The organism is Sphingopyxis sp. (genome assembly GCF_025869345.1).
Lineage (GTDB): Bacteria > Pseudomonadota > Alphaproteobacteria > Sphingomonadales > Sphingomonadaceae > Sphingopyxis.
This window is the reverse complement of the sequence record NZ_JAOZVW010000129.1, coordinates 1-23,409: the sequence shown is the minus strand read 5'-3', so window position 1 is coordinate 23,409 and position 23,409 is coordinate 1. Positions and strand designations below refer to the sequence as shown.

Here is a 23,409-nt window from a genome sequence, read left to right as displayed (position 1 = left end):
ACTACCCGCTTCCCCGAGCGAAGCCGAGGGGCATGGCCGAGCGAAGTCGAGGCTGCGGCGGTGCATGTTCTCGCTTCGCTCGAACGGGCCCCTCGGCTTCGCTCGGGGAAGCGGTGGGTGCTGGACGCGCACTAGGCGGCCGCCATCAACGGTTCGGCGGCGAGGCTGTTCGGGCCGGCCGAGGTGAGCCGCACATCGATCATATCGCCGATCGCGAGGCCCGGCGCGATGACATGGACCGACTGGAGCCACGGCGACTTGCCGATGAGCTGGCCGTCGAGCTTGCCCTTGCGTTCGAGGAGCAGGCGCGTGGTGCGGCCGACGCTTGCCTGGTTGAACGCCTGCTGCTGGTCGTTGAGCAGCGCCTGCAAGCGTTGCAGGCGGTCGTTCATCACCGCTTCGTCGACCTGCCCGTCCATCGTCGCGGCGGGGGTGCCGGGGCGGCGCGAATATTTGAAGCTGTAAGCCATCGCATAATGGGTGGCGCGGACGATATCGAGCGTCGCCTGGAAATCCTCTTCGCTCTCGCCGGGGAAGCCGACGATGAAGTCGCCCGAGATCGCGATGTCCGGCCGCGCTTCGCGGACGCGCTCGATAACCTTGAGATAGCTTTCGACCGAATGGCTGCGGTTCATCGCGGCGAGGATGCGGTCGCTGCCCGCCTGCACCGGCAGGTGGAGGAAAGGCATCAGCTTCTCGACCTCGCCATGCGCGGCGATCAGCCCGTCGGTCATGTCGTTGGGGTGGCTGGTCGTGTAGCGGATGCGTTCGAGGCCATCCTCTTTCGCGAGTTCGCGGATCAGCCCGTCGAGGCCGATTGCCCTGCCCTTTTCATCTTCGCCGTCCCATGCGTTGACGTTCTGGCCGAGCAAGGTGATCTCGCGCACGCCCCCCGCGACGAGCGCGCGCGCCTCGGCGATCAGGTCCGCGAAAGGCCGGCTGATCTCGGCGCCGCGCGTATAGGGGACGACGCAGTAAGTGCAGAATTTGTCGCAGCCTTCCTGCACGGTCAGGAAAGCGGTCGGGCGCTGGCCGCCGGCGCGTTTCGGCAGCGCGCCGAACTTGCTGTCGAGCGGCATGTCGAGGTCGATCGCCTTCTCGCCCTTCTCCGCGCGCGCGATCAGGCCGGGCAGGCGGTGATAGGCCTGCGGGCCGACGACGACATCGACGCTCGGCGCGCGGCGTGCGATCTCGGCACCCTCGGCCTGCGCGACGCAGCCCGCGACGGCGATCGTCGGGGTGCTGCCGTCCGCGCGCTTCAGGCGGCCGATGTCCGAATAGACTTTCTCGGCGGCCTTCTCGCGGATGTGGCAGGTGTTGAGCACGACGAGGTCGGCGTCGGCGCCCTCGGCGGCGGGCACATAGCCCTCGGCACCGAGCATCTCGGCCATGCGCTCGCCGTCATAGACGTTCATCTGGCAGCCGAAGGATTTGACGTGGAAAGTCTTGGCAGGAGGGGGTGCGGTCATGCGGCCCCGATAGAGGAATGAGGGGCGAAATTGAAGGAGATTCGGGCCGAACCTTTTTCCGTGCGTCCCCGCGAAGGCGGGGACCCAGGGCTGCCACAGGCATCCGCCGCGTTATTACGCTCTGGGTCCCCGCCTTCGCGGGGACACGCGGATAGAGAGGCCGTCATCCGTCGCCTTCCAGCGTGGCCGGCTGATAGCGCACCGGCGCGACATAGTGCGGAAAGGGCCGCAGCGGCTTGCCGAGCGTCGCGACCAGCGCGTCCTCGATCCGCCGCCGCGCCTCCGCGGTGATCGCCTTGCGGCCGGGAAAGTCGCGCGGGTGGAAGGGTTCGAGGAAATGGATGTCGAGCCGGAAGGTGCCCGGGCGCGCCAGGATGCGGCGGGCATTGTCGATCCCCGCCTCGTCGCCGATCCAGCCGATCCACTCGGCGAGCGGCCCGTAATCGAGCATCACCGGCTGGACGAGCACCGCGGGCGGCGGCGGGTCGAGCACCTGCATCATCGAGGTCTTGAACGGCAGCAGCGACTGCCCGTCGGTCGTCGTGCCCTCGGGAAAGACGGTCACCGACCAATTGTCGGCGAGCGCCTCGCGCAGCAGGTTGATCTGGCCGGCGACCCCGCCGCGATCCTCGCGGCTGACGAACACCGTGCGGTTGAGGCGGCAGAGCCAGCCGATCACGGGCACCCGTCCCAGTTCGGCCTTGGCGACGAAGGCGGTGCCGCTGGCCCCGGCGAGCGACAAGATATCGACCCAGCTGATATGGTTCGAGATGAAGAAGACGTCGCGGCGCAGCGGCGTCCCGTGGCGCACCACCCGCGCGCCCGCGATGCGCGCGGCGAGGAACAGGAACAGCTTCGGAAAGGGCGAACCGTAGCTGACGATCCGGTAGAGATAATGGAGCGGCACCAGGACGAGGAGCGCGAGGAGAAGCAGCATCACGCGCCACGCGATGCGCGCCTTCCCCCTCAGCGAAATCGGTGCCGGCTGCCCCGCCGCGATCGCGGCGCGCGCTGCGGCCGGATCAATCCTTGCGGTCGAGCCGGACGCCATAAAGCTCCATGCGATGGTCGACGAGGCGGAAGCCCAGCCGTTCGGCGATGACCTTCTGCAATGCCTCGAGCTCGGGATCGACGAATTCGATCACCCGTCCCGTCTCGACATCGATCAGATGGTCGTGATGCGCCTCGGGCGCGGCTTCGTAGCGCGAGCGGCCGTCGCCGAAATCGTGGCGATCGAGAATCCCCGCCTCTTCGAACAGGCGAACGGTGCGATAGACAGTCGCGATCGAAATGCCGCTGTCGACCTTCGACGCGCGCTCATAGAGCGTCTCGACATCGGGATGATCCTCGGAATCGGAAATGACACGGGCGATGATGCGGCGCTGCTCGGTGATGCGCAGCCCCTTTTCGTGGCACAATGCTTCGAGGTCGATGGTTCCGGACATGCGGGCCTTTCCTGCCTTTTGCAGTCGTGTCTTTCCTTATGCGAACTGTATAGGGTGACACTATAAATAGAACAAGGGCGGCGCCCCTTGGCACCGCCCCCTTGCTGTCCCGACGGGACCAATGGTCGCTCCAGCTCAGGCCTTGCGGCGCTTGCGCCCGCCGCCGCGTCCCTTGGTGCCGAGGCCGATTTCCTTCGCGAGCGCGCGGCGCTTTTCGGCATAAGAGGGCGCGACCATCGGGTAGTCGGCGGGCAGGCCCCATTTGGCGCGATAATCGTCGGGGGTCATGTTGTAGTGCGTCATCAGGTGACGGCGCAGCATCTTCAGCTTCTTGCCGTCCTCGAGGCAGACGATGTAGTCGGGCTTCACCGATGCGCGCACCGACACCGCGGGCACCGGCTTTTCTTCGACCACCGGCTGCTCGCCGAGGTTCGAGAGCGCTGCATGAACATTGTTGATCAATATGGCGAGGTCCGAAATGGCGACGCTGTTGTTGCTGACGTGCGCCGCAACAATATCGGCGGTCAGCGTCACGAGCATTTCATTGGTATCGGCTTGATCCGACATGGGAGGATTTTCCTTTTTGCGAGTTTCCCAGAAGAACGGGTGGATTATAGTGCGGCAATAGTATCGAGGCGCGATTCATGCCATTCTGGATGTAATTTCGCAATCACCGATTTCGGCGCGAAATCCTAGCGGCACCGCATGGTGATCGCGTCGCGGACGACCCCATCGCCGCCGCGATAATAAGCAGGGCGGCGCCCGCATTCCGAAAAGCCGGTCCGCTCGTAAAGATGAACGGCGTCGTTGTCGGCGCGCATCTCGAGAAAATATTCCTCGGCGCCCTCCTCCTTCGCCCAGGCCATCCAGTCGTCCATGAGCATCCGGCCCACTCCGCGCCCCCGCGAAGCCGGATCGACAGCGAGCAGGAGAAGCTCGCTTTCGGGGCCAGCCATCCGCGCCGCCGAAAAACCGCACGCCGTGTCGCCGTCCCAGGCAAGGCAGACGCGCGCCGAGGGGAGCGCGAACAGGGTGAGAAGCTGCGCCGTGCTCCACGCCTCACCATAAGCGGGGTCGAACGCCGCCTCCATCACGCGCATCGCCGCCGACAGATCGCCGACGCGGGCGGTGGCGAGGCGGACGGAGCCGCTCATGCCGCCGCCATCGGCTTGGCGTCGGGCGCGCGGCCGTAGATCGGGCTGGGATCGGCGAAGAGCGCACTTGCCGGCAGGTTCGGGAAAGCGCGAGCGTCGGGCAGCATGGCGATGGCGCGGCCGCTGCCGCGGCGCGCGACGAACGCCTCGGAGCGGTTGCCGATCGCCAGTTCGTCGCCGGCCCGGATCGCGTCGTCCGGAAGCAGCGAGAGAAGGCCGGCACGCGGCGTCAGGTCGGCGGCGAACGGCTGGACGAACCATTGCCCATGGCCGCCCTCCATCACGATCAGCGCGCCGTCCGCATCGGCGATCGCCTCCGCCGCGCCCGCAGCGACGAGCGCGAGGGTCGAAAAGCCCCGCACCGGCACGCCCCAGCCGAGCGCCAGAGCGCGCGCCGCCGCGACGCCGATCCGCACCCCGGCGAAGCTCCCCGGACCGCAGCCGACCGCGATCGACGTCGCGCGGCCGCCGTCGGCCAGTTCGGCGATCAGCGGAACGAGCCGTTCGGCATGGCCGCGGCCGATCACCTCATGCCGGAAATCGACGATGCGCCCGCCCTCGACCAGCGCGACCGAGCAGGCCTCGCTGGCGCTGTCGATGACGAGCGTTCGTCCCTCAGGCAATGCGGTTGAAACGCTCGAAATCGGGGCGCGGGCTGCGCTCGAAGATCGTCGCGGGATCGCCATAGCCGAGCGTCGAGATGAAATTGCTCTTCACCTTGGGCGTATCGGCGAAAAAGGCCGCATCGACCGCATCGTTGCTGAAACCCGACATCGGCCCGGTATCGAGCCCCAGCGCCCGCGCCGCCATGATGAAATAGGCGCCCTGCAGGCTCGAATTGCGGAACGCCGTGGTCTCAGCGACCGCTTCGTTGCCGACGAACCAGCTCCGCGCATCGGTGTGCGGAAACAGGTCGGGCAGATGCTCGTAGAATTCATGGTCCATCGCGATGATCGCGGTGACCGGCGCCCGCAATATCTTCGGCCTGTTCGCTTCCGATGCGAAGGCGGCGAGCTTCGCCTTCGCGTCGTCCGATACGCACCAGATGAGGCGCGCCGGCAACGCATTCGCGCTGGTCGGCCCATATTTCATCAGGTCCCAGATCGCGCGAAGCTGGTCCTCCGACACCGGCCGGTCGAGATAGCCGTTATAAGTGCGCGCGGTGCGGAACAGTTGGTCGAGAGCGCTATCGGACAGCGGCTCGCTCATCGGGGTATCTCCTGGCTGAAAGTCTGGATCAGACGGCGTGGACTGCCGTTACCTCGGGCACATAATGTTTCAAGAGGGCTTCGATGCCATTCTTCAGCGTCGCGGTCGACGACGGGCAGCCCGAACAGGCGCCCTGCATCTTGAGGTAGACATTCCCCTTGTCGAAGCCGCGATAGATGATGTCGCCGCCGTCGTTGGCGACCGCGGGGCGGACGCGCGTCTCGATGAGTTCCCGGATCTGTTCGACGATGTCGGCGTCGGCGGGATCGTCGGCAAAACCGCCCTCCTCCTCGCCCGGAACGCTGATTCCCGCGGCGCTCGCGGGGTTGAAAAGCGGCATGTCGGCGAGGAAATGATCCATCACGATGCCGAGCACGTCGGGCTTCGCATCGGCCCATGCGGCGCCCGGCGCGATCGTCACCGACACGAAATCGCGGCCGAAGAAGACGCCGGTGACGTCGCCGAGCGCGAAGAGCGCGGCCGCGAGCGGCGAAGCCTCGGCCTCTTCGGGGCTTGCGAAATCGCGGGTTCCCGCCTCCATCACCGCCCGGCCGGGCAGGAATTTGAGCGTCGCGGGATTGGGCGTCGATTCGGTTTCGATCAGCATGAAGCGCATGTGGGACGCCGCGGCGCTTTGTGCAAGGTGGCAGGCTTGGCTATGGCCGCCCGAATGCGCCATTTCACCCATTTCGCCGCGCTCGACTGGTCGGGCGCGCGCGGCCCGCGCCAGCGCGGGATCGCGCTGGCGGTCGCAAGCGGCGCCGCGGCGCCCGCATTGGTGCGGCCGGGGCATGTCTGGTCGCGCGCCGAAATCCTCGCCTGGATCGAGGAAACCACGGCATCGCGCGCCGACATGCTGATCGGCTTCGACTTTTCAGCGGCCTTCGCCTTTGCCGATCGCGGCGCCTATTTCCCCGGATGGGCCGAAAGTCCTGCCGATGTCCCCGCACTGTGGGCGCTGGTAGAGGCGCTCGCGGCCGGCGATCCGCATTATGAGGTCGGCGGCTTTCTCGCCCATCCCGAGGCGCACCGCCATTTCCGCCACGGCCGGGGCGATGTCGGCGACCTCTATGCGCCCGGGGCGGGGCGGCTGCGCGTCGTCGAACAGCATCAGCGCGCGACGCGGCAGGCGGCGAGCGTCAGCAATTTCAACCTCGTCGGCGCGGCGCAGGTCGGCAAGGCCAGCCTCGCGGGGATGCGCCTGCTCCACCGGCTGCGCGGCCGCATCCCGCTCTGGCCGCTCGACCCGGTGCCCGCGACAGGTCCGCTGCTCGTCGAAATCTACACCAGCCTCGCCGCGCGCGCGGCCGGGATCGCGCCGGGGCGCAGCAAGATCCGCGACGGCAAGACGCTCGACGCCGCCCTCGCCGCACTCGGCTCGCCGCCCGTCGGCTTGACGGGGCCGATGAGCGACCACGCCAGCGACGCGCTGCTGACCGCTGCCTGGCTGCGCGCGATCGCATCGGACGCCGCGCCCTGGTCCCCCGCCCCGCTTTCCGGCGCGCTCGCCGTCACCGAAGGCTGGACCTTCGGCATTATTTGACGCAAAGCGCGCTGGTGTGCGCCGGCTTAGCTCAGTTGGTAGAGCAACCGCCTTGTAAGCGGTAGGTCGTCAGTTCGAGTCTGACAGCCGGCACCACGCCCGTCGTTCCGTTGCAGCGCCGGTCGCCGCGCGGCGGGGCGAGAAGGGCATGGCCTTGCGCGGCGGACCGTCCTAAAGTGCGCGGCGATGCGCTTCCTTCGTTCCGCCGCCGCCTTCCTGCTTGCTGCCTCCGCGACGCCCGCCCTCGCGGCGCCGCCCGCCGCCGGCGCGAGCGCCTGCGCCCCCGCGACCTATCGCCTGCCTGGCGGCGGCGTGGTCGATCTTGCGGCGTCGGACCCCGGCACGCTGCGCTGGCGCGACCTCGACGGCGCGACCGGCAAGCTCGTTGCGGCGGACGGCGACTGGGTCAGCCAGTTCGGCTGGACCGGCCGGCCCGATGGACACCGGGTGAGTCTCACGGACTGCGCCGCGGGCCGGATCGCGTTCGACGGCAGCCCCGCAACGCGCATCCCCCTCGTCACGCAGGAAACGACCTTCACCAGCCACGGCACGCGGCTCGTCGGCCGCCTCGTCCTGCCGCCCGGCAAGGGCCCGGTGCCGATCGTCGTCCTGCTGCACGGCGCCGAGTTCGATTCGGCGCGCGACGGCAACAGCCTGCAACGCCTGCTTCCCGCCGCCGGGATCGGTGCTTTCGTCTATGACAAGCGCGGCACCGGCGCGTCGGGCGATACCTATACACAGGATTATTCGCTGCTCGCCGACGATGCCGCCGCCGCGCTGGCCGAGGCGCGGCGCCTTGCGGGAAAGCGCGGCGCGCGCTTCGGCTTTCAGGGGCCGAGCCAGGGCGGCTGGGTCGCCCCGCTCGCCGCGACGCGCACCGATGTCGATTTCGTCATCGTCAGCTTCGGGCTCGCGGTGTCGGTGGTCGACGAGGACCGCGAGGCGATCGCCTTTCAGATGGGGCTCAAGGGCTATGGCCCCGACGTCATCGCCAAGGCGGAGGAGATCGGCGACGCCGCGACCCGCGTGTTCGAGAGCGGCATGACCGAGGGGATCGCGGAACTCGACGCGGTGCGCGCGCGCTATCGCGGCGAGCCCTGGTACAAGGACGTCTACGGCAATTACACCCACATCATCCTCGGCATGAGCGCCGAGGATATCCGCACCAAGGGCGCGCAATTCCGCTTTCATACGCCCTTCCGCTACGACCCGATGCCGACGCTTCGCGCGGTGAAGGCGCCGCAGCTCTGGGCGCTCGGCGGGATGGACATCGACGCCCCCTCGGCCGAGACCGCGCGGCGGCTGAAGACGCTGATCGCCGCCGGCCAGCCGATCACCCTCGCCCTCTTTCCGAAGGCCGAGCACGGGATGACCGAGTTCGAGGAAGCCCCCGACGGCAGCCGCCTGTCGACCCGCTACACCCCCGGTTATTTCCGCCTGCTCATCGATTTCGCGAGGGGCGGCAAGCTCGCGGATCAGTATGGCGACGCGGCGATGACACGCCCGGCGGGGGGCTGAGCGCGGGTATCGATCTTCGTCATTGCTTCGCTTCGCTCGCAATGACGATTCCAATTCCTGCCATGTCGGCCTAGGGTGCCCGCAATGCGCTTCCTTCGCCCCGCCGCCGCTATCCTGCTCACCGCCTCCGCAACGCTCGCGCTGGCGGGCTGCGGGCTGTTCGGCAGCGGCGGCCCGGTCAAAATCGCCGCGATCGGGCCGCTGAACACCGCCGCCAATCCGCTGAACGGCGAATTGTCGGCCGCCAATGCGGCGCTGCTCGATGCGTCGGCACAGGGGCTGGTCGGCTTCGACGGCGAAGGGCAGATCGACACCGGCCTTGCCGAACGCTGGACCGTCACCGCCGACGGGCGCAGCTATATCTTCCGTATCCGCGAGGCGAAATGGACCAACGGGCGCAAGGTGACCGCCAACGACGTCACCGCGGTGCTGCGCGCCTATCTCGCTCCCGCGAGCCGCCACCTGCTCAAGTCCGACTTTCCGGAGATCGACACGATCAAGGCGATGACCGACAGCGTCATCGAGATTCGCCTGTCGGTGCCGCAGCCGAACATGCTCGACCTGCTCGCGCAGCCGTCGATGGCGATCGTCTACAAGGGCATGGGCTGGGGGCCGATGCGGGTGCATAAAGTCGGCCGCGCGGTCCTGCTATCGCCCGCCCCCGACCCGCTGGCGGAAGATCCGGAGGCGGCCGAAGCCGCCGCCAACGATCCCGCGGCCTCGATCGAACTGGTCGGCACCTCGCCCGAGGGCGCGGTCGCGCGCTTCAAAAATGGCTATGCCGACGGCGTCGTCGGCGGGCGCTTTTCGACCCTGCCCTATTTCGCTGCGACGAATATCGGCCGCTCGCGGCTGATCGTCGATCCCGCGCCCGGCCTCTTCGGCCTTGCCTTTTCCCGCGCCGAGGGCTTCCTCGCGACCGACGTCAATCGCGATGCGCTGTCGCGCGCGATCCGGCGCCAGCGGCTCGTCGACGCCTTCGGGCTCACCGAATGGCAGCCGCAGGAGGCGCTGCGCCCTTCGGTCTATCGCCGCGACGGCGGACCGGAGCCGCTGCTGCCCGCCTGGACCGCCTATGACGAGGCTTCGCGGCAGATTCAGGCGAAACGCGCCGTCGATGCCTGGCGCCACGCCGGTCACACGATCGATCCGCTGCGCATCGCGGTCCCCGACACGCCGGGCGGGCGCATCCTCTTCGCTTATGTCGCCGCCGATTTCGCGGCGATCGGGCTGGAGAGCAAACGCGTCGGCATGAACGCCGCGTCGGACCTGCGGCTGATCGACGAGGTCGCGCCGAACGACGACGCGCTGTGGGCGCTGCGCCGCCTGTCGTGCCAGCCCGACACGCTCTGCAACCGCGACGCGCAGCAGCGCATCGACGCGACCATGGCCAATATCGACGCGGGGCAGCGCGCCCGCCAGGTCGGCGAGGCCGAAGCGGTGCTCGCGCGCTATGTCCCCTTCATTCCGCTCGCGACCCCGCTGCGCTGGTCGATCGCGTCGCAGCGGCTGACCGGGCTGCGCGCCAACGCCCGCGCCGCGCACCCATTGAATCACCTGATTGCTTTACCTAAGTAATACAGCGGCGCGCACCCCCGGCGCCCTCTGAAAGGACCCGCATGGCCCCTTCCACCCCCAATCCCGACGCGATTTTCGACGCGCTGGTGTCGAACCGCCGCGACCCCGCCGCGCTCCGCAAGCGGATCGAGACGCTCGAATATCTGCTCGAACGCAGCTTCGTCATCCCCGGCATCAATCGCCCGGTCGGGCTCGACGCCATCGTCGGTCTCGTCCCCGTCGTCGGCGACGTCATCACCGCGACGATGGGCGCCTACATCATCTGGGAAGCGCGCAACCTCGGTATGCCGAAATGGAAGATCTGGCGGATGATCGGCAACCTCGGCGTCGACACCGCGCTGGGCGCGATCCCGATCGCGGGCGACGCCTTCGACTTTCTGTTCCGGTCGAACAGCCGCAACCTTCGGATCATCCGCAAGCATCTCGACAAGCACCATCCCGGGACGATGATCATCGACCAGTAGGGGAGCGGGTGCCGCCCGGCGAAAAGGAGATGGTGGCAGGGCTTGTATCGAACTATTCTCCTATTGAATTGAAATACATATCATTTTTAACCATACCAGAAACGCTCCCCCACATTCTCCCCCACATTTTTGAGGCACCATCACCGATTCAGGTGAAATGATCGCCAATGGATAGCGCACGTCACCGCGCCCCGTGAGCGCAGCCGAACCATATCAAGACCAGTGCCGCCAAATGCGGCAGAAAACTGCCGTTTCCAAGGGTCTTGGCACTATCCCTAACGGAGCGGCACTGTTTCAGTTTTCTAAAATATGATGTGCAGACAATAGCTTAGATGCTGTCCGCATAGGCGGACGGTGCCGTAGCTTTATATCTTGCCATACCGGTAAACCCCGGAATCTAACATCCCATCAAAAATCTCGGAGCCTGACGAAGCGCCTACGCAGACCGCCGCGCTACTATGGTCGTTAGCGGAATGTCCAATTTCGCGTTCAAAAGGTGAAGAACGGACGAAAGCTGCGACTCGCAGCGACCATTGACGTGACAAACCCCAAGATCAGGCTTGCTTCGTCCATCGAGCGGGTTCGTTCTAACCTCTCACGCGGGCTCACGGACAAGAGCGCGGACTGAACATCGTTCGCCATTGGCCGACGCAGAACAATCGAGGCTGCAACCCCGACAGGAACATAATATGAACTTATACTTGCGCGAACGTCTTGCGGCGCGATATTGGAGTGACCGATGCTGAAGCGCCACCGACGGCGAAACTACGTCGGCAAGTTCAATATGAGGATAATATCGATGACGGTGAAGGATGCACGGAATGCCGAAATGGAAAGGCTACATAGCGAAGGGGCAAGCTATGCAGCACTCGGGCGGCAGTTCGGATTGTCGCCATCGCGTGTGGCGGAGATTATTGCCAGAATAAGACGCAAGCGAAAAACTCTGCAAGTGCTCCTGGAGGCGCCGCTTCGGCACACGACATGAGCCTTTTGGCCGCTAGCGGATTGGTAGCTTTTGGCGCGAAGGAATGCGACGGTTGCAATCAGAATAGTCGTCGGACGAGACGACGTGAACCGATTAGCAGACGGTGTATGGCGCCATACCAATTGGAGGTCTGATCGAGTTGCCAACGAAAAATCGGTTTACAGTTATTCGGGCCGCAAACGCGGAAGAAGAGATTAAATCATTGTTTATGAAATATTTACCTCAAAAATCGACCGCCACGCGGCACCGTTTAAAAGACAATCGATTTCCTGCGCAAATGTGCGACGCGGTATCCTCACCTTGAGTAAAGGTGGACCACCCGGTAATCGTAGTAAGTATCTTTTTCACTGAGGCCAGCCGTGAAATCTATTGTCGCCGTCAACACCAACATTCCTAGTGCAGATCAACATTTCGACTTTTTTTCCGGCGCGTCGCTGCGTGATCACGACATCGTAGTTTTCGATCCCGTGCTTCCTTATGGTGACCGAATCCAGTTCACTGGCGGCGGCTCGTGCCTCACCGTTGAAGCGACGGCTGGGATGGTTAAGGCGATCAGTCATTGGGCTAGCGAACTCCGCAATGCTTTAAAGGCCAACAAAACCGTCTTCGTCCTCCTTAATGAATATATGGAGGACCAGGGCGCGACTGGTAGCACCTACGATAGAAAGCAGCGCACCTATAGCACGAGGAATTTCAGCAACTACCAGGCGATCCCCGTCAAGATACAAGTCCAGAACGCGCGTGGTGAGAAGATGGTCGTGGCGAATAGCGCCTACCGCCCGCTATATGAAGTCCTGAAAGACTTCGCGCATTACCGCGTCATTGCGACATCAGGGAATGGTGAGAAAATATTCACGGCGCGCGACGGTTCGGCGATTGCTTCGCTCATGCGGCTCGATGGCCATCCCGGCGCGCTCATCCTACTACCCTATTTCGACTTCGACGAGCCTGATTTCACGGAGACAGGTGAAGACGACGAAGAGATATGGACGACAGCGGCGTTCCAAAAATCGCGGGCGATACTCGGCCAGTTGGTAGCGATCGACAAGCATGTGCGCGGTTCAACAGAGCGGGCGCCGCCTCCCCAATGGACGGAGGATATTGCGACGCCCCAACTCCTCCGCACGATGGACGATAGGCTGGCCCTACTGGATCAAAAGTTGAGCGAACTGCGTGCAGAGCAGGTTGAGCAGGTGGAAAATCGAACCGCTGTCGCTGGTTACGCGCACCTCCTTTACGAGACCGGCAGACCCTTGGAGCAAGCAGTGGAAAATACCTTGCGTCTCATGGGCTACGGCGTCGAAACGCTGCGTATCGGCGAGCTGGAAATCGACCATGTGATACAAGGGCCTGGCGGGATTCGCATGATTGGCGAGACCGAGGGCAAAGATAATTCCGCGATCGACATTTCGAAGTTCCGACAGCTCGAATCCAATATCGGGGAGGATTTCGAGCGCGAGGAGGTCGAAGCCCCTGCTAAAGGCGTCTTGTTCGGTAACGGCTTTCGGCTGACACCTCCAGCGCAACGCGCTGATCAGTTCACGCAGAAGAGCCTGATCAACGCCAAACGGCTCAGCGTTGCGCTTGTCAGGACCGCCGACCTATACCCCTTAGCGGTACATCTTATCGATCATCCTGACGATGAAGCGTTCAAGCTCGCGTGCCGCTCCGCGCTCGAAGAGACCGTCGGCAGCATTGTGGAATTTCCCAAACCTTAGGGCTGGAGGTGTGCGGTGTGCTAACGCCCTCCTATCGCGGGACTTGGCCGGTCGCAGACTGGCAGCTATTGGCGATAAAATCGACAGTATGCACGTGAGACATTTCTAGTTCACTCTCCGACGTTCCATTAATCGCAGTCTTCCCTATCTATCTCCGGCAACACGGTGGCAAGATCGCCTTCAACCTCTATATCATAGCGCGCTGCCAAGCGGGCTACCTCATGCCCCACTGCGGCGCGAAATGCTCCCAGAGCAAGAAATGCTCCAGGCGTCATATCATCGCGATACGTGTGAAATCCCACATGACGAAACTCGGTGGTTGATTCATCGAGATAGCGACGGCATGCCGCGCGAATATTACGCATAGGAACCGACGCGAAATCCGAAGGAGAGAATGCCTTTAGTGCTTCGGTACAGGCCCGTCGAATTTCGATGATCGACTGATCAACCTGACTTCGCACTTCGAGCCAATCAGGATTGTAAAGTACTCGCCGGTCTTCAAGTTCAGTGAGGAAACCACGAACGCGATCACCGTCGGATGGGCCAGGATCGGCCCATTGCAAACCGCCGATCGGCAAGGAAATTCCCGTAATCCGCCGAGCAGTATCGGCCGTCACCGTCTTCGCGCGTTTGAAAGGGGTCCGCATCCAAAATCTCCAACCTAGTCCGGTAATGTGATGGAGGCGGCTAGGGCCGCACCTATCGGTCCCGATCGCCGCTCGAGTAGGTAACTGACGTCACGATCGTTCACGCTGTCGAACATCTGGCCGACCCTACAGGTGAGCAAGAGGTCAGCCGCCCAGTATTCGAGCGACCAACCACTCTTCTCGCCGATAGATGCTAGGGTAGGCGATTGACCTTCGCGAAGCTCACCGAGCTTGCCGTGAACATGACCAGCTTCAATGACACGACACCCAAGCGAAGCCTCGTCCACACGAATTCTCTGCTGGAGGGGATATTGCACGTCGAATGGAACGTGTGGTGGATTATAGAATAGTTAATAGATAGCCTCTCCAAAACTTTCATTGAATTGGTCGACGAGTCTGGATTGGTGACTTCCAGTATTAAGGGCGCCATAAACGCAATTTTCATCAAAATGGAAATGGGCGTGTAATGCACCAGCAGCCTGTTTTTGATCGCGCCGGATAAAAGCGTTCATGCCGTGCCGAAAACCGATTTCATCGTCATCGTCGACATCATTATTAGCGGGATACAATCGTTTCGATTGTAGCAGGCCGATCTTCTTCGCAACAAGATCGTCGCCCCGATATACGAACACAAGAATACCGATGTCCGCAGTTTCCCAGCGAGACCGAAAGGGTTCATCCCAGAAAGGCGGCCCGCCGAGACGCCGAAGCCCTCCGATATTGTGCATGTCCATTCGTACAATGGCACCTGAGGGGAGCAATGTCGGGGCCGCGTCGGGAATAAGGGTTTCGATCAGTCCGTCGTCGAGCGAGGTTTCGCGGACGTTGGGCAAGTTAGCGAGGCGTTCGCACACTTTATAATTGGCCTGCGCGAAAACTCTGCGGAACCATTGCACGACATCTTCCGGTATCTGCGGCCACTCATCCATAGCGAAACGCCCCTTCAGCAAGTCTCCGTCGAACGATACAGAGGAGCGAGAAACTTTGCGCTACTGAATTTCTGACGGCTTTCGAGGAATCGTATTGTTATCAGCAAAGACTGAGATCGGGCGAAAATCTGATATAGTCCCTTCGCATTTCAGCTCAACGCTTGCACAGTTCTTCTGCCCCCGCCAGAACAACAGCAACGCTGCGGCAGTGATCCGGCACGCATGTGCGAGATGGGTATCCTCGCAGCGGCGGCCGGTTCGTGGGCCGTTGTCAACTGTCTAATCGCCAATGGCCTTCCTATCCCACCAAATGCCGATATTGGCGCGGAGCGATTTCGTGGAGGCCGATTTCGCCGTCGAGGATGGCGGCGATAACAAGCTGCGTTCGATTGTGGACCTCGTAACGGCCGCAGGCGGCTTCGATGTAGGATTTGATCGTCGCGGGGGTCAGGCCGAGGATGGTGGCGATGTCGGTGTTGCTTTTGCCCTGAGCGGCGAGGATCGCGCATTCGCGTTGGCGGGGTTGCAGGCCGGGGGTGCGGATCGGGCGCGGGCGGCGGCCGATGATGCGACGGGCTTTCTGGAAGGCGAAGCCGCCGACCATCTGAGCGATGGCGATCTGGCGCTGCGTCAGGTCGGGGTTGCGCGGGCTACAGAAATTGCAGGAGCCGCTACGCTCACCCAAGACGAAGGCGGGGACGGTGATGCCGTGAACGACGCCGTGGCGCGCGCCGCGTTCGAGGAAGCGGTGATGACGCGGCGCCAGTTCGATCAGGTCGGCCAGTTCGCACCATGCGAAACAGGCGTTGGCGGCGATGCAGGCGTGAACGACCGGATCGTCGCGATGGTAGAGGCCGCCGAAATAGGCTGCGGCATAGTCGGGCGGATAATTGTTCATGTTGATGAGGCCAGCCGATCCCTCGCGGTGATCGTCGTGATGGATCATCGCATAGTGGTGAAAGCCCAATTCCCGAGCCGCGGCTTCGAGCAGCCGTTCGACGTCGGCAAGGCCAGCCGTCTGCTGGATTTCGGCGAGGAACGCCTCGCCGAAGCTCAGCGCGCCTGCGTCCAGACCTTCGTTCAGCAGAAAATCGCCGCCTTGCATCCTTTCATCTCCAGCTTGCCGTCGGGGCGGAGGATCATGTTGGCTCCCTGCGCTGACGGACAAATGAGGCCGCCGCCCGTTGCCGGGACTGGCGGGGCGGCGGCCTAGTTATCCCTCAGGGGAGAGGGAGTGCGAGAGACTGTTGTCCGGTCAAAAAACCGGGCCGATGCTTGCTCGGGAGCAAGCGGGCATCGGCCTAGGTGTTCCCCCAGTGGAGAGAGGACCCTAGAATTTCTTGGCGATGCTGAACCCGATGATGCGCGGGTCGAGCGTGAAGACGTTCGTCGTCAGGCCCGAGTCATCCGAGTTCAGGAACGCATCGGTGATCGGCGTCGAGTTGAAGACGTTCTTCACATAGGCTTCGATCGACAGGTCATCGGGACCATCGACGCGCAGCGAGATGTTGAAGTTCGTCCAGTCGCGAAGGCGGTCATAGGGGTTGAGGTTATAGACCCGTGCCCAACTTTTCGCCTGCCAGTAACCGTCGCCACGGATCGTCGCGCTCCAGTCGCCGTCGAAGGGGATGGTATATTCGGCGCCGACGTTCACCGTCCAATGCGGCGAGTTGGGCAGTTCCTTGCCCGAAAGATCGGTGTAAAAGCCGGCACCGCCATTCAGCTCCGGATAGTTCGCCGGGTCATAGGGCAGCCCAGTCTTTGGGTCGGGAAGCCTTAATCCGGTCAGAGCAAGCAAGCCCCCGCTCCATCCACCGCACATCTTCCAATATTGTCCAATGCCTGTCTTAAACGAAGTGAGCCAGGCTTCGGCCATGTGAACCGGTATGACACAATTTGAAGGGAGTTGAGGCCATGGCTTAGTCACGACATAATCGGGATTGCCGAGCGTGCGGTTCATGGGATCGATCGACTGTTCGCCCTTGCCGATCCGCGACCCGAGCCAGCCGATATTGGCGTTGAGACGCAGGCGATCCACCGGCTCGAACTGCGCCGACAATTCGGCGCCCCAGACCTTGGCGTCGAAATTCTCGTTCACCGCCGTCCGGTCGCGGATCTGCGACACCTGATAATTTTTATAATCATAATAGAAAGCGCTGGCGTTGAGCGTCAGCCGCCCGCCCATCAGCACATTCTTGGTGCCGATCTCGAAGGCATTGACGAATTCCGGTTCAAAGGTCGCGCCATAATTCACCCCGGTTAGCTGCAAGATCGGAATATATTTACCCGCTTCCAAGTTTATTGCTGTCGCTTCGGGCAGTATCCCGGCATCGACCAATTGTTGATTGGTGGGAAATCCCGGCGAAGGCGGATTCATCCCGCCGGCCTTGTAGCCGCGACTGTAGAAGGCATAGATGAGGGTATCATCGGTAAAACTCAGATTCGGCTTCCAGTCGAATCCTGCGCGACCCGTAAACTCTCCCCAACTCAGCTTAATATCATCGCTTGCGGGGTAGCCCCTGCCTACCAAACCGCCAGCATAAGTAGTCGGCGCCAGGAGCAGTTGGCTGGGAACCGGCGTAAAAACCTTCTCATCACGAGTAAAGCGCAGGCCGCCGGTAAATTTGAGATCCGGATTTATATTATAATAAACCTCGCCAAACGCAGCGTAGCTTTTCAGCTTATAGGGATTCGACGATCGAAAATAGTTATGTCCCTGTCCATTGATATCCTCGACGGGGTTAGGGTCGATATAGGGGCAGTATTCCGCCCCTTCGATCGGTGGGGAAACCCCCAATCCGAAACCAACAGGCTGCAAGACACACCCGTAGCTGCCGCCGCTAAATGGATACATGCTCGCGATAGCGGTAAACATATTACTCATGACATAATAATCGTCCTGAGTCCCGAATTTGGTGTAATTCCCTCCCAGACTAAAATTGAGCGGGGCATCAAAATCCGACTGAAGACGAACTTCCTGCGCAAACTGCTTCGAATAGGCCGACGAAATATCGAAAACGCCGAGGGTTTTGGAACAACCGATCTGCGGGTCGCAAAAAATCCCGCCTGGGGCGAGGCCTCGCATCGGGCTCGGCTTCAACAAGCGACTATCCTCGAACCAGCCCGACGTATCATTGAAAATCGGCAAAGTATTGAAACGATTATAGTCCTGAAAACTATAAACATCGTCCCAATTCCACGCTGTCTGCGAAGACAGGGTAAGGCCGTCTGCAAGATCGGCGTCCAAATTCAGTTCGAGCACATCCGAACTTGCTCGATATATCGGGTCTCGGAACGACGCGATTTCACGCAAATTACGTGATTGTCCCATGCCGCCGTAGGGATCGGTGAGGTTTAGCAAAGTGCCATTAGCTTTGATGGCAGGATCATAGCCCTGAACGAAAATGACGTTCGTCGCAGCGAGGCCGAACACATAGCCGGTTGCGAGTCCATTTGGCGTATCGAACGCCCCATCGTCATACAGGCTGCCCGCCTTGCACCCCGTACTGAACAGCGCCACGCGCAGTTCGTCCGAGGGATGCGGAGGTGCGGCACGCACCGGCGTCGTTCCGATCATTTCGGGCCCATCATCGCGATGACAGAGTTGTTTCCCGGTTCGCGAGCGGTTGTCCTTCTCGCGAAACCGTTCCCAGATAAAATTGCCGCGCAGCCAGTCGTTCTCGAAGCCGAGTGTTGCACGAAGCGAGTAAAGATCACGGCCATTGACGCGATTTTTGGTCACCGAATTATAATCATAGCCGTCGCGATCGGTCATCGATCCCGCGATACGAAGACCGAAAGAATCGGGGACAATCGGGATGTTGAGCATCCCGGTCATGCGGCGGCTGTCGTAATTGCCGACCTCGCCCTTGATGCTGCCCTCGAATTCCCCAAGCTTCGGCTTGGCGGTAATCAGGTTGATCACCCCGCCCGTCGCGTTGCGGCCATAGAGCGTGCCCTGCGGGCCGCGCAGCACCTCCAGTCGCTCCATGTCGAAGAATTCCTGCTCGAAGAAGCGGTTCTTGATCATGCCGATATTGTTGAAGCTGACCGCTACGCCGGGGTCGCTGGTAGCGGAAATCGCCTTGGTGCCGATGCCGCGAATGGAGATATTATAGCCGGTGAAGTTCGACTTGCTGAACGTCAGGTTCGGCACCGCGCGCATGATGTCGGCGCCGCTTTCGATCTTCTGTTCTTCCAGATTCTTCTGCGACAGGGCGGTGATCGCGATCGGGACATCCTGAGCCGATTCAACGCGCTTCTGCGCCGTGACGACGATTTCCTCGCCGCGATAGCCGTCATCGGCGGCGGCCTGCGCGCCGTTTCCCGCCGGCTTTACCAGAAAAGCGCCCGACGGATCGCGAACCAGTTCCGCATCCGCGCCGGCGAGCAGGCGGCGGAGCGCCTCTTCGGCGCTGAGAGTGCCCTTGACCCCGGCGGTGCGCTGGCCGCGCAGCTCGGCGGCGTTGAACATCACCTCGACATGCGACTGGCGCGAGAAAGCGCGCAGCCCGGCGATGAGATCGCCGGCCGGAATGTTGAATTCAGCCTGACGCACGGCCGGCGTCTGCGCCTGCGCGGCCGAGACGCACGAAAGCGTGCTCGTCGAACCGAGCAGAACGGCGAACGCAATTTTCCTGAGCTGCATATATCCTCCCCCATGTTTTGCCGCAGTTTTTGCGGCTTTCATTGAGGAATACGAAGCTGCCTGTCTTTTCCGGTACGCCGGGCGCGCGGGCAATCAGATTTTTTTGAGAATGAGCTCGTTCGGTCCATCCTGGACGCTTTTCACGCCGAACCCCTGATTGAGGAGACGCAGAAAGCCCGCGACATTATTGGCCCGGAACGATCCGTCGACGATCACGCCTGTCGCGGAGGGGTCGACGATCAATTGGACCTGATTGTAACGGTTGAACTCCGCCGCGACCTCGCCCAGCGGGCGGCCCTCGAAGATCAGCAGGCCGTCGCGCCAGCTCAGCGCCATGTCCATCGCCGCCGCGTCGATCGGCCGGACGACGGGGCTGGCGCCGGTCGCCGTCGCGACCTGTCCGGCCGATGCGAAGATGGGCCGCGCGGGCGTGGCGCCGGTCGCGGGCGGGTCGATGCGGACGCGGCCCTCGGTAACGACCACGTCGATGTCGTCGCCGCGCCTCTTGACGGTGAAGGCGGTGCCGACGGCGGTGACACGCCACGCCCCGGCATGGACGACGAAGGGGCGCGCCGGATTCTTCGCGACCTTGAAGAAGGCTTCGCCCTGTTCAAGATCGAGGCGGCGGATAGCCTTGGAGTAAGCGACGTCGAGACGCGAATTGGTGTTGAGATCGACGCGCGAGCCGTCGGCGAGCGGGAACCGCTGGAAGCCGCCGACGGCGGTGGCGTAGGTGTCGGAGGCGGTGAGACTTTGATAGACGGGGACGCTGACCAGCGCGAGCGAGGCGGCGATGGCGGCGGGCCACAGCCAGCGGCGGCGCGGGGTCGGCGGGGGGGCGTCATAAGATTCGTTGGCGGCTTGCGCGACGGATGGCGGGGTTTCACCGCTCCGCAGCGCCGATACGCGCAGGCGGCCCGCCTTGCGCCACACGGTTTCGAGGCGGATCACGGCGATGCGGTGTGCGGTTTCCTCCGCGACCCATCGGTCGAATGCGGCCTGATCGGCGTCGGTCCAGCCTTCGCCTTCGCGGCGCACCAGCCATTCGGCGGCGGTCTGCTCGATGTCAGCGGCGCTTTTCATCGCTATCCGCCTTTCCATCATCCGTGCGCGGCCCCGACCGCGAGGCAGCGTTCCAGAAGCGATCCGCCAATAGCCGCATCGCCTTCACCATCTGCTTTTCGACCGTCGCTTCGGACACGCCCATCTTCTCCGCCGTCTCACGCTGCGACAGTTCGTCGATCTTCCGCAGCACGAACGTCTCGCGACATCGCTCCGGAAGGTCGCCCAGCGCAGATTCGAGCTGTGCCAGTTCCTGACGGCCGCTTATGATGCGGTCGGCCGTGATGTCATCCGATAATACGTTCGCCGCGTCCAAATCCTCCATCAGGTCGATCGGGACGACACGGCTTTTCCGCAGCCGGTCGATCAGGAGATTGCGTGCGATGGCGAAGAGGAAAAAGCGCGCGACCGGCGGGCGCTGTTTGGCCGCGCCCTGATAGACGCGGACATAGACTTCCTGCCGCAGGTCCGCGACCTCCGACGCATCGGGCCATACGCGCCGCAGATAGGCGGTCAGCGCGCCCTCATAGGGCAATATCTGCTCGGCAAACCATTGATCGAGATCGTCCATTGCGCGCCCGAATCCTCCCCTCGCGCGAGGGTGGGCGGAAATGGGGTGGTGTCAAGGCGGTGGGAATCGGAGGCCGATACTATCCCGCTTTCTTGCCCGGAAGCGGCACGACATTGCCCGTGCCAACCGCCCCGCTTGCGCAATAGCGTCCCCATGCGGTCATCAGCTTCACGCGAGCGCCCGGATTATCGGGGGTGCCAAGATAGGTCGTGCGGCGATAGGCGGCCTGCACGGCGTCGGGTGTCTTGTGGGCCAGCGCCGCTTCGACCACGGCATCGGCAAAGCCCTCATTCGCCGCCCAGTCGGTAAAGGCGGAACGAAAGCCGTGGACGTGATAGGGTTCGCTCATGTCGCGCAGCACTTTCAGCAGCGTCATGTCCGACATCGGCTTGCCAGCCACACCGGGGAACACGACATCGCTCTCCGGCAGCTTGAACGCCGCCGCCCTCGCTAGCACCGCCAGCGCCGCGTCGGAGAGCGGAACCATGTGCGCCTTGCTCCGCTTCATATGATCGGCAGGAATCGTCCATAGACGCGCCTCAAGGTCAAATTCGGCCCATGTGGCAAGGCGGACTTCCTGCGAACGAACAGCGGTCAGGACGAGCAGTTCCAGCGCCAGCCGCCCGAAGGAGGGCTTGCGCCGCAACGCCACCATGAAGGCAGGCACGGCGACATAGGGCATGGCCTTGCGGTTCGCGCGCTCCTTCACCTGCCGGGGCAGTCCGCGCCCCGCTTTCAGGCTCCCATTGCCCGATGGGGCTTCGGCCGAGCGCCAGCCCTTTGCATGGGCGTAATCAAGCACCGCACAAATCCGGTTGCGGACTTGGCGCGCCGTCTCGGGAATGTCCTGCCAGATCGGGGACAGCGCAGCGATGATGTCGGGCGAGGTAATGCCGCCGGTCGGAATGTCGCCCAGTTTCGCAAAGGCGTGGTTTTCCAAACTGGCGAGCCACTGGCGGGCATAGACGGCGCTTTTCCAGCCCGCCTTATTCTCGGCATGATATTGGCGCGCGGCCTCGCGGAACGTCACCTTCGCGGCGGCTTCGTCCTTTTTCTCGGCCAGAACGTCGCGGCGTTCGACCTTGACTGCCTTGCGTAGCGCGCTCGCCTTATCGCGGGCGTCTGCCAGCGTCAGCAGCTTGGCGCTGCCTAGCCCCATGTCCTGCCGCTTTCCGTCGCGCTGCAAGCGCAGGAGCCAGTAGGCCCCGCCGTGCTTGTCCACCTTCAGGAACAGCCCATCTCCATCCTGATAAGTGCCGGGCTTCGTCAGGGCCGCCCTGACCGCGATCGCCGTGAGTTTACCCATCGGATTCTCTCCCCACACTTTGAGGCGTCAAAATGCGGGGCAAACAAATCTCTCCCCACACTCCCCCCCACATTTCGCGTCGGCTGCACACGGACAGCAGCGGACGCGAGCGGAAGGCCGCAGGCATAATAAGCTAGGTTTTCTGGGATTTCTAGGGACTTCTACGGAAGTCCCCGGAACGAAAAATGGTGGACAGGGCTGGATTCGAACCAGCGTACGGAAACCCGGGCAGATTTACAGTCTGCTGCCTTTAACCACTCGGCCACCTGTCCATGGGGCCCGCTTTGGGAAGCGGTCCAATGGCGAAACGAGACTTGCCTGTCAATGGCAGTCATGGGAAAGGCGCCGCATCATGCGTCAATTTTCTCGCCATCGTCGTCCCGCCGGCCAAAGCCAGCGCGGACAGGCCATTCGCTTCTGGGGCCGCCACGCCGTTCTGGCCGCGCTCGCCAACCCCGAACGCCGCGTCAAGCGCATCTGGGGCACACGCGAAGCGCTGGGGCAGCTCGACCTGCCGCCGGTGATTCCGATCAGCTATGCCGACGTCGCCGACCTCGCGCGGCTCGTCGCGCGCGACGCGCCGCATCAGGGGCTGGTGATCGAGGTCGACCCGCTCGAGGAGGTCTATCTCGGCGACCTGCTGCAGGCGGAAAGCGACGCCGGCAGCACGCGGCCGCTGGTCGTGCTCGATCAGGTCACCGACCCGCACAATATCGGCGCAGTGCTGCGTTCGGCCGCCGCCTTCGATGCCGCCGCGATCGTCACGCAGGACCGCCACAGCCCGCCCGAAAGCGGCGTCATCGCGCGCTCGGCCTCGGGCGCGCTCGAAAGCGTGCCGTGGGTGCGCGTCGTCAACCTGTCGCGCGCGCTGGAGGAGATCGCCGAGGCGCAATATTGGCGCATCGGGCTGATGGGCGACACCGACACGACGCTTGGGCAGACGCTCGACGGCAGCAAGGTCGCGCTGGTGCTGGGGTCGGAGGGGGACGGGATGCGCCACAATGTCATGGAGCATTGCGACGTGCTGGCGAAGCTGCCGATCTCGCCGCGGATGGAGAGCCTGAATATCTCGAACGCCGCGGCGATCGCGCTCTATGCGGTGGCGACGGCCGGATCATAAGGCGTCGTGATTGGGGGGGGCGCGGAGCACACCCGCGGCGGGT

The 23,409-nt window shown here is 63.2% G+C and carries 21 protein-coding genes and 2 tRNA genes; 7 read left to right on the top strand and 16 right to left on the bottom strand.

The annotated features are described in order from the left end of the window. Window positions 1-131: 131 nt before the first annotated feature. The 8 genes from miaB to OJI97_RS13850 all read right to left on the bottom strand — a co-directional run bounded on the left by miaB (window position 132) and on the right by OJI97_RS13850 (window position 5,884). The gene (gene miaB / locus OJI97_RS13885; RefSeq protein ID WP_297664391.1) at window positions 132-1,469 is read right to left on the bottom strand and encodes a tRNA (N6-isopentenyl adenosine(37)-C2)-methylthiotransferase MiaB; all 1,338 of its coding nucleotides are present in this window, start codon (window positions 1,467-1,469) and stop codon (window positions 132-134) included. A gap of 163 nt (window positions 1,470-1,632) precedes the next feature. Beyond that, window positions 1,633-2,520: a 1-acyl-sn-glycerol-3-phosphate acyltransferase gene (locus OJI97_RS13880; protein WP_297664390.1), complete on the bottom strand. Its 888-nt coding sequence runs from the start codon at window positions 2,518-2,520 to the stop codon at window positions 1,633-1,635. Continuing rightward, window positions 2,492-2,914: a Fur family transcriptional regulator gene (locus tag OJI97_RS13875; protein WP_105999710.1), complete on the bottom strand. Its 423-nt coding sequence runs from the start codon at window positions 2,912-2,914 to the stop codon at window positions 2,492-2,494. Before OJI97_RS13875 ends, OJI97_RS13880 begins: the two co-directional genes overlap by 29 nt. Before the next feature lie 135 nt (window positions 2,915-3,049). After that, window positions 3,050-3,481 carry a MucR family transcriptional regulator gene (locus OJI97_RS13870; RefSeq protein ID WP_297664388.1) on the bottom strand — a complete coding sequence of 144 codons (432 nt, stop codon included), beginning with the start codon at window positions 3,479-3,481 and terminating at the stop codon, window positions 3,050-3,052. Window positions 3,482-3,606: 125 nt separating this feature from the next. Continuing rightward, window positions 3,607-4,068: a GNAT family N-acetyltransferase gene (locus tag OJI97_RS13865; RefSeq protein ID WP_297664387.1), complete on the bottom strand. Its 462-nt coding sequence runs from the start codon at window positions 4,066-4,068 to the stop codon at window positions 3,607-3,609. After that, entirely contained in the window at window positions 4,065-4,691 is a 627-nt protein-coding gene (tsaB, locus tag OJI97_RS13860) for a tRNA (adenosine(37)-N6)-threonylcarbamoyltransferase complex dimerization subunit type 1 TsaB (RefSeq protein WP_297664385.1), read from the bottom strand. Before tsaB ends, OJI97_RS13865 begins: the two co-directional genes overlap by 4 nt. Then, window positions 4,684-5,277 (bottom strand): malonic semialdehyde reductase, encoded by a 594-nt coding sequence (locus tag OJI97_RS13855; RefSeq protein WP_297664384.1) that lies wholly within the window; start codon window positions 5,275-5,277, stop codon window positions 4,684-4,686. Before OJI97_RS13855 ends, tsaB begins: the two co-directional genes overlap by 8 nt. Window positions 5,278-5,305: 28 nt before the next feature. Further along, complete coding sequence (locus OJI97_RS13850; RefSeq protein ID WP_297664383.1) at window positions 5,306-5,884, bottom strand: NifU family protein; 579 nt, start codon at window positions 5,882-5,884, stop codon at window positions 5,306-5,308. Between the two features lie 51 nt (window positions 5,885-5,935). On the opposite strand from OJI97_RS13850, the gene OJI97_RS13845 reads away from it, so the two are divergent. The 6 genes from OJI97_RS13845 (at window position 5,936) to OJI97_RS13820 (ending at window position 13,083) form a co-directional block, all read left to right on the top strand. Further along, complete coding sequence (locus OJI97_RS13845) at window positions 5,936-6,820, top strand: hypothetical protein (protein WP_297664404.1); 885 nt, start codon at window positions 5,936-5,938, stop codon at window positions 6,818-6,820. Window positions 6,821-6,840: 20 nt separating this feature from the next. Continuing rightward, window positions 6,841-6,916 (top strand) — tRNA-Thr (locus tag OJI97_RS13840). 90 nt (window positions 6,917-7,006) lie between these two features. Next, on the top strand, window positions 7,007-8,338 hold the full coding sequence (locus tag OJI97_RS13835) for an alpha/beta hydrolase (protein ID WP_297664382.1): 1,332 nt from the start codon (window positions 7,007-7,009) through the stop codon (window positions 8,336-8,338). An 84-nt stretch (window positions 8,339-8,422) separates the two neighbouring features. Then, window positions 8,423-9,916 (top strand): ABC transporter substrate-binding protein, encoded by a 1,494-nt coding sequence (locus tag OJI97_RS13830; RefSeq protein WP_297664380.1) that lies wholly within the window; start codon window positions 8,423-8,425, stop codon window positions 9,914-9,916. A 41-nt stretch (window positions 9,917-9,957) separates the two neighbouring features. Continuing rightward, window positions 9,958-10,380: a DUF4112 domain-containing protein gene (locus OJI97_RS13825; protein ID WP_297664379.1), complete on the top strand. Its 423-nt coding sequence runs from the start codon at window positions 9,958-9,960 to the stop codon at window positions 10,378-10,380. A 1,344-nt stretch (window positions 10,381-11,724) separates the two neighbouring features. Next, complete coding sequence (locus OJI97_RS13820) at window positions 11,725-13,083, top strand: hypothetical protein (RefSeq protein ID WP_297664378.1); 1,359 nt, start codon at window positions 11,725-11,727, stop codon at window positions 13,081-13,083. Between the two features lie 128 nt (window positions 13,084-13,211). Here the strand turns inward: OJI97_RS13820 and OJI97_RS13815 are convergent, their stop codons facing one another. The 8 genes from OJI97_RS13815 to OJI97_RS13780 form a co-directional block, all read right to left on the bottom strand. Beyond that, entirely contained in the window at window positions 13,212-13,700 is a 489-nt protein-coding gene (locus OJI97_RS13815; protein WP_297664377.1) for a DUF6650 family protein, read from the bottom strand. A 380-nt stretch (window positions 13,701-14,080) separates the two neighbouring features. Then, entirely contained in the window at window positions 14,081-14,659 is a 579-nt protein-coding gene (locus OJI97_RS13810) for a hypothetical protein (RefSeq protein ID WP_297664375.1), read from the bottom strand. Window positions 14,660-14,957: 298 nt separating this feature from the next. After that, window positions 14,958-15,764, bottom strand: a complete 807-nt coding sequence (locus OJI97_RS13805; RefSeq protein WP_297664373.1) for a LuxR family transcriptional regulator — start codon at window positions 15,762-15,764, stop codon at window positions 14,958-14,960. Window positions 15,765-15,989: 225 nt separating this feature from the next. Next, window positions 15,990-19,307 (bottom strand): TonB-dependent receptor, encoded by a 3,318-nt coding sequence (locus OJI97_RS13800; RefSeq protein WP_297664371.1) that lies wholly within the window; start codon window positions 19,305-19,307, stop codon window positions 15,990-15,992. Window positions 19,308-19,400: 93 nt separating this feature from the next. Next, a complete protein-coding gene (locus OJI97_RS13795) occupies window positions 19,401-20,390 on the bottom strand; it encodes a FecR domain-containing protein (protein ID WP_297664369.1) in 990 nt (329 codons plus the stop codon). After that, window positions 20,374-20,940 (bottom strand): RNA polymerase sigma factor, encoded by a 567-nt coding sequence (locus tag OJI97_RS13790; protein WP_297664367.1) that lies wholly within the window; start codon window positions 20,938-20,940, stop codon window positions 20,374-20,376. Before OJI97_RS13790 ends, OJI97_RS13795 begins: the two co-directional genes overlap by 17 nt. 79 nt (window positions 20,941-21,019) lie before the next feature. After that, complete coding sequence (locus OJI97_RS13785; protein ID WP_297664365.1) at window positions 21,020-22,246, bottom strand: site-specific integrase; 1,227 nt, start codon at window positions 22,244-22,246, stop codon at window positions 21,020-21,022. Between the two features lie 186 nt (window positions 22,247-22,432). Next, window positions 22,433-22,518, bottom strand: a tRNA-Tyr gene (locus tag OJI97_RS13780). 80 nt (window positions 22,519-22,598) lie between these two features. On the opposite strand from OJI97_RS13780, the gene rlmB reads away from it, so the two are divergent. Then, window positions 22,599-23,366, top strand: coding sequence for a 23S rRNA (guanosine(2251)-2'-O)-methyltransferase RlmB (rlmB, locus tag OJI97_RS13775; protein WP_297664363.1), 768 nt, complete (start codon window positions 22,599-22,601; stop codon window positions 23,364-23,366). Window positions 23,367-23,409 lie beyond the last annotated feature (43 nt).

Coding starts and splice junctions, on each gene's coding strand:
- miaB (WP_297664391.1), bottom strand. CDS start 1,469: ATGACCGCACCCCCTCCTGCCAAGACTTTCCACGTCAAATCCTTCGGC.
- OJI97_RS13880 (WP_297664390.1), bottom strand. CDS start 2,520: ATGGCGTCCGGCTCGACCGCAAGGATTGATCCGGCCGCAGCGCGCGCC.
- OJI97_RS13875 (WP_105999710.1), bottom strand. CDS start 2,914: ATGTCCGGAACCATCGACCTCGAAGCATTGTGCCACGAAAAGGGGCTG.
- OJI97_RS13870 (WP_297664388.1), bottom strand. CDS start 3,481: ATGTCGGATCAAGCCGATACCAATGAAATGCTCGTGACGCTGACCGCC.
- OJI97_RS13865 (WP_297664387.1), bottom strand. CDS start 4,068: ATGAGCGGCTCCGTCCGCCTCGCCACCGCCCGCGTCGGCGATCTGTCG.
- OJI97_RS13855 (WP_297664384.1), bottom strand. CDS start 5,277: ATGAGCGAGCCGCTGTCCGATAGCGCTCTCGACCAACTGTTCCGCACC.
- OJI97_RS13850 (WP_297664383.1), bottom strand. CDS start 5,884: ATGCTGATCGAAACCGAATCGACGCCCAATCCCGCGACGCTCAAATTC.
- OJI97_RS13845 (WP_297664404.1), top strand. CDS start 5,936: ATGGCCGCCCGAATGCGCCATTTCACCCATTTCGCCGCGCTCGACTGG.
- OJI97_RS13835 (WP_297664382.1), top strand. CDS start 7,007: ATGCGCTTCCTTCGTTCCGCCGCCGCCTTCCTGCTTGCTGCCTCCGCG.
- OJI97_RS13830 (WP_297664380.1), top strand. CDS start 8,423: ATGCGCTTCCTTCGCCCCGCCGCCGCTATCCTGCTCACCGCCTCCGCA.
- OJI97_RS13825 (WP_297664379.1), top strand. CDS start 9,958: ATGGCCCCTTCCACCCCCAATCCCGACGCGATTTTCGACGCGCTGGTG.
- OJI97_RS13810 (WP_297664375.1), bottom strand. CDS start 14,659: ATGGATGAGTGGCCGCAGATACCGGAAGATGTCGTGCAATGGTTCCGC.
- OJI97_RS13805 (WP_297664373.1), bottom strand. CDS start 15,764: ATGCAAGGCGGCGATTTTCTGCTGAACGAAGGTCTGGACGCAGGCGCG.
- OJI97_RS13800 (WP_297664371.1), bottom strand. CDS start 19,307: ATGCAGCTCAGGAAAATTGCGTTCGCCGTTCTGCTCGGTTCGACGAGC.
- OJI97_RS13795 (WP_297664369.1), bottom strand. CDS start 20,390: ATGAAAAGCGCCGCTGACATCGAGCAGACCGCCGCCGAATGGCTGGTG.
- OJI97_RS13790 (WP_297664367.1), bottom strand. CDS start 20,940: ATGGACGATCTCGATCAATGGTTTGCCGAGCAGATATTGCCCTATGAG.
- OJI97_RS13785 (WP_297664365.1), bottom strand. CDS start 22,246: ATGGGTAAACTCACGGCGATCGCGGTCAGGGCGGCCCTGACGAAGCCC.
- rlmB (WP_297664363.1), top strand. CDS start 22,599: ATGCGTCAATTTTCTCGCCATCGTCGTCCCGCCGGCCAAAGCCAGCGC.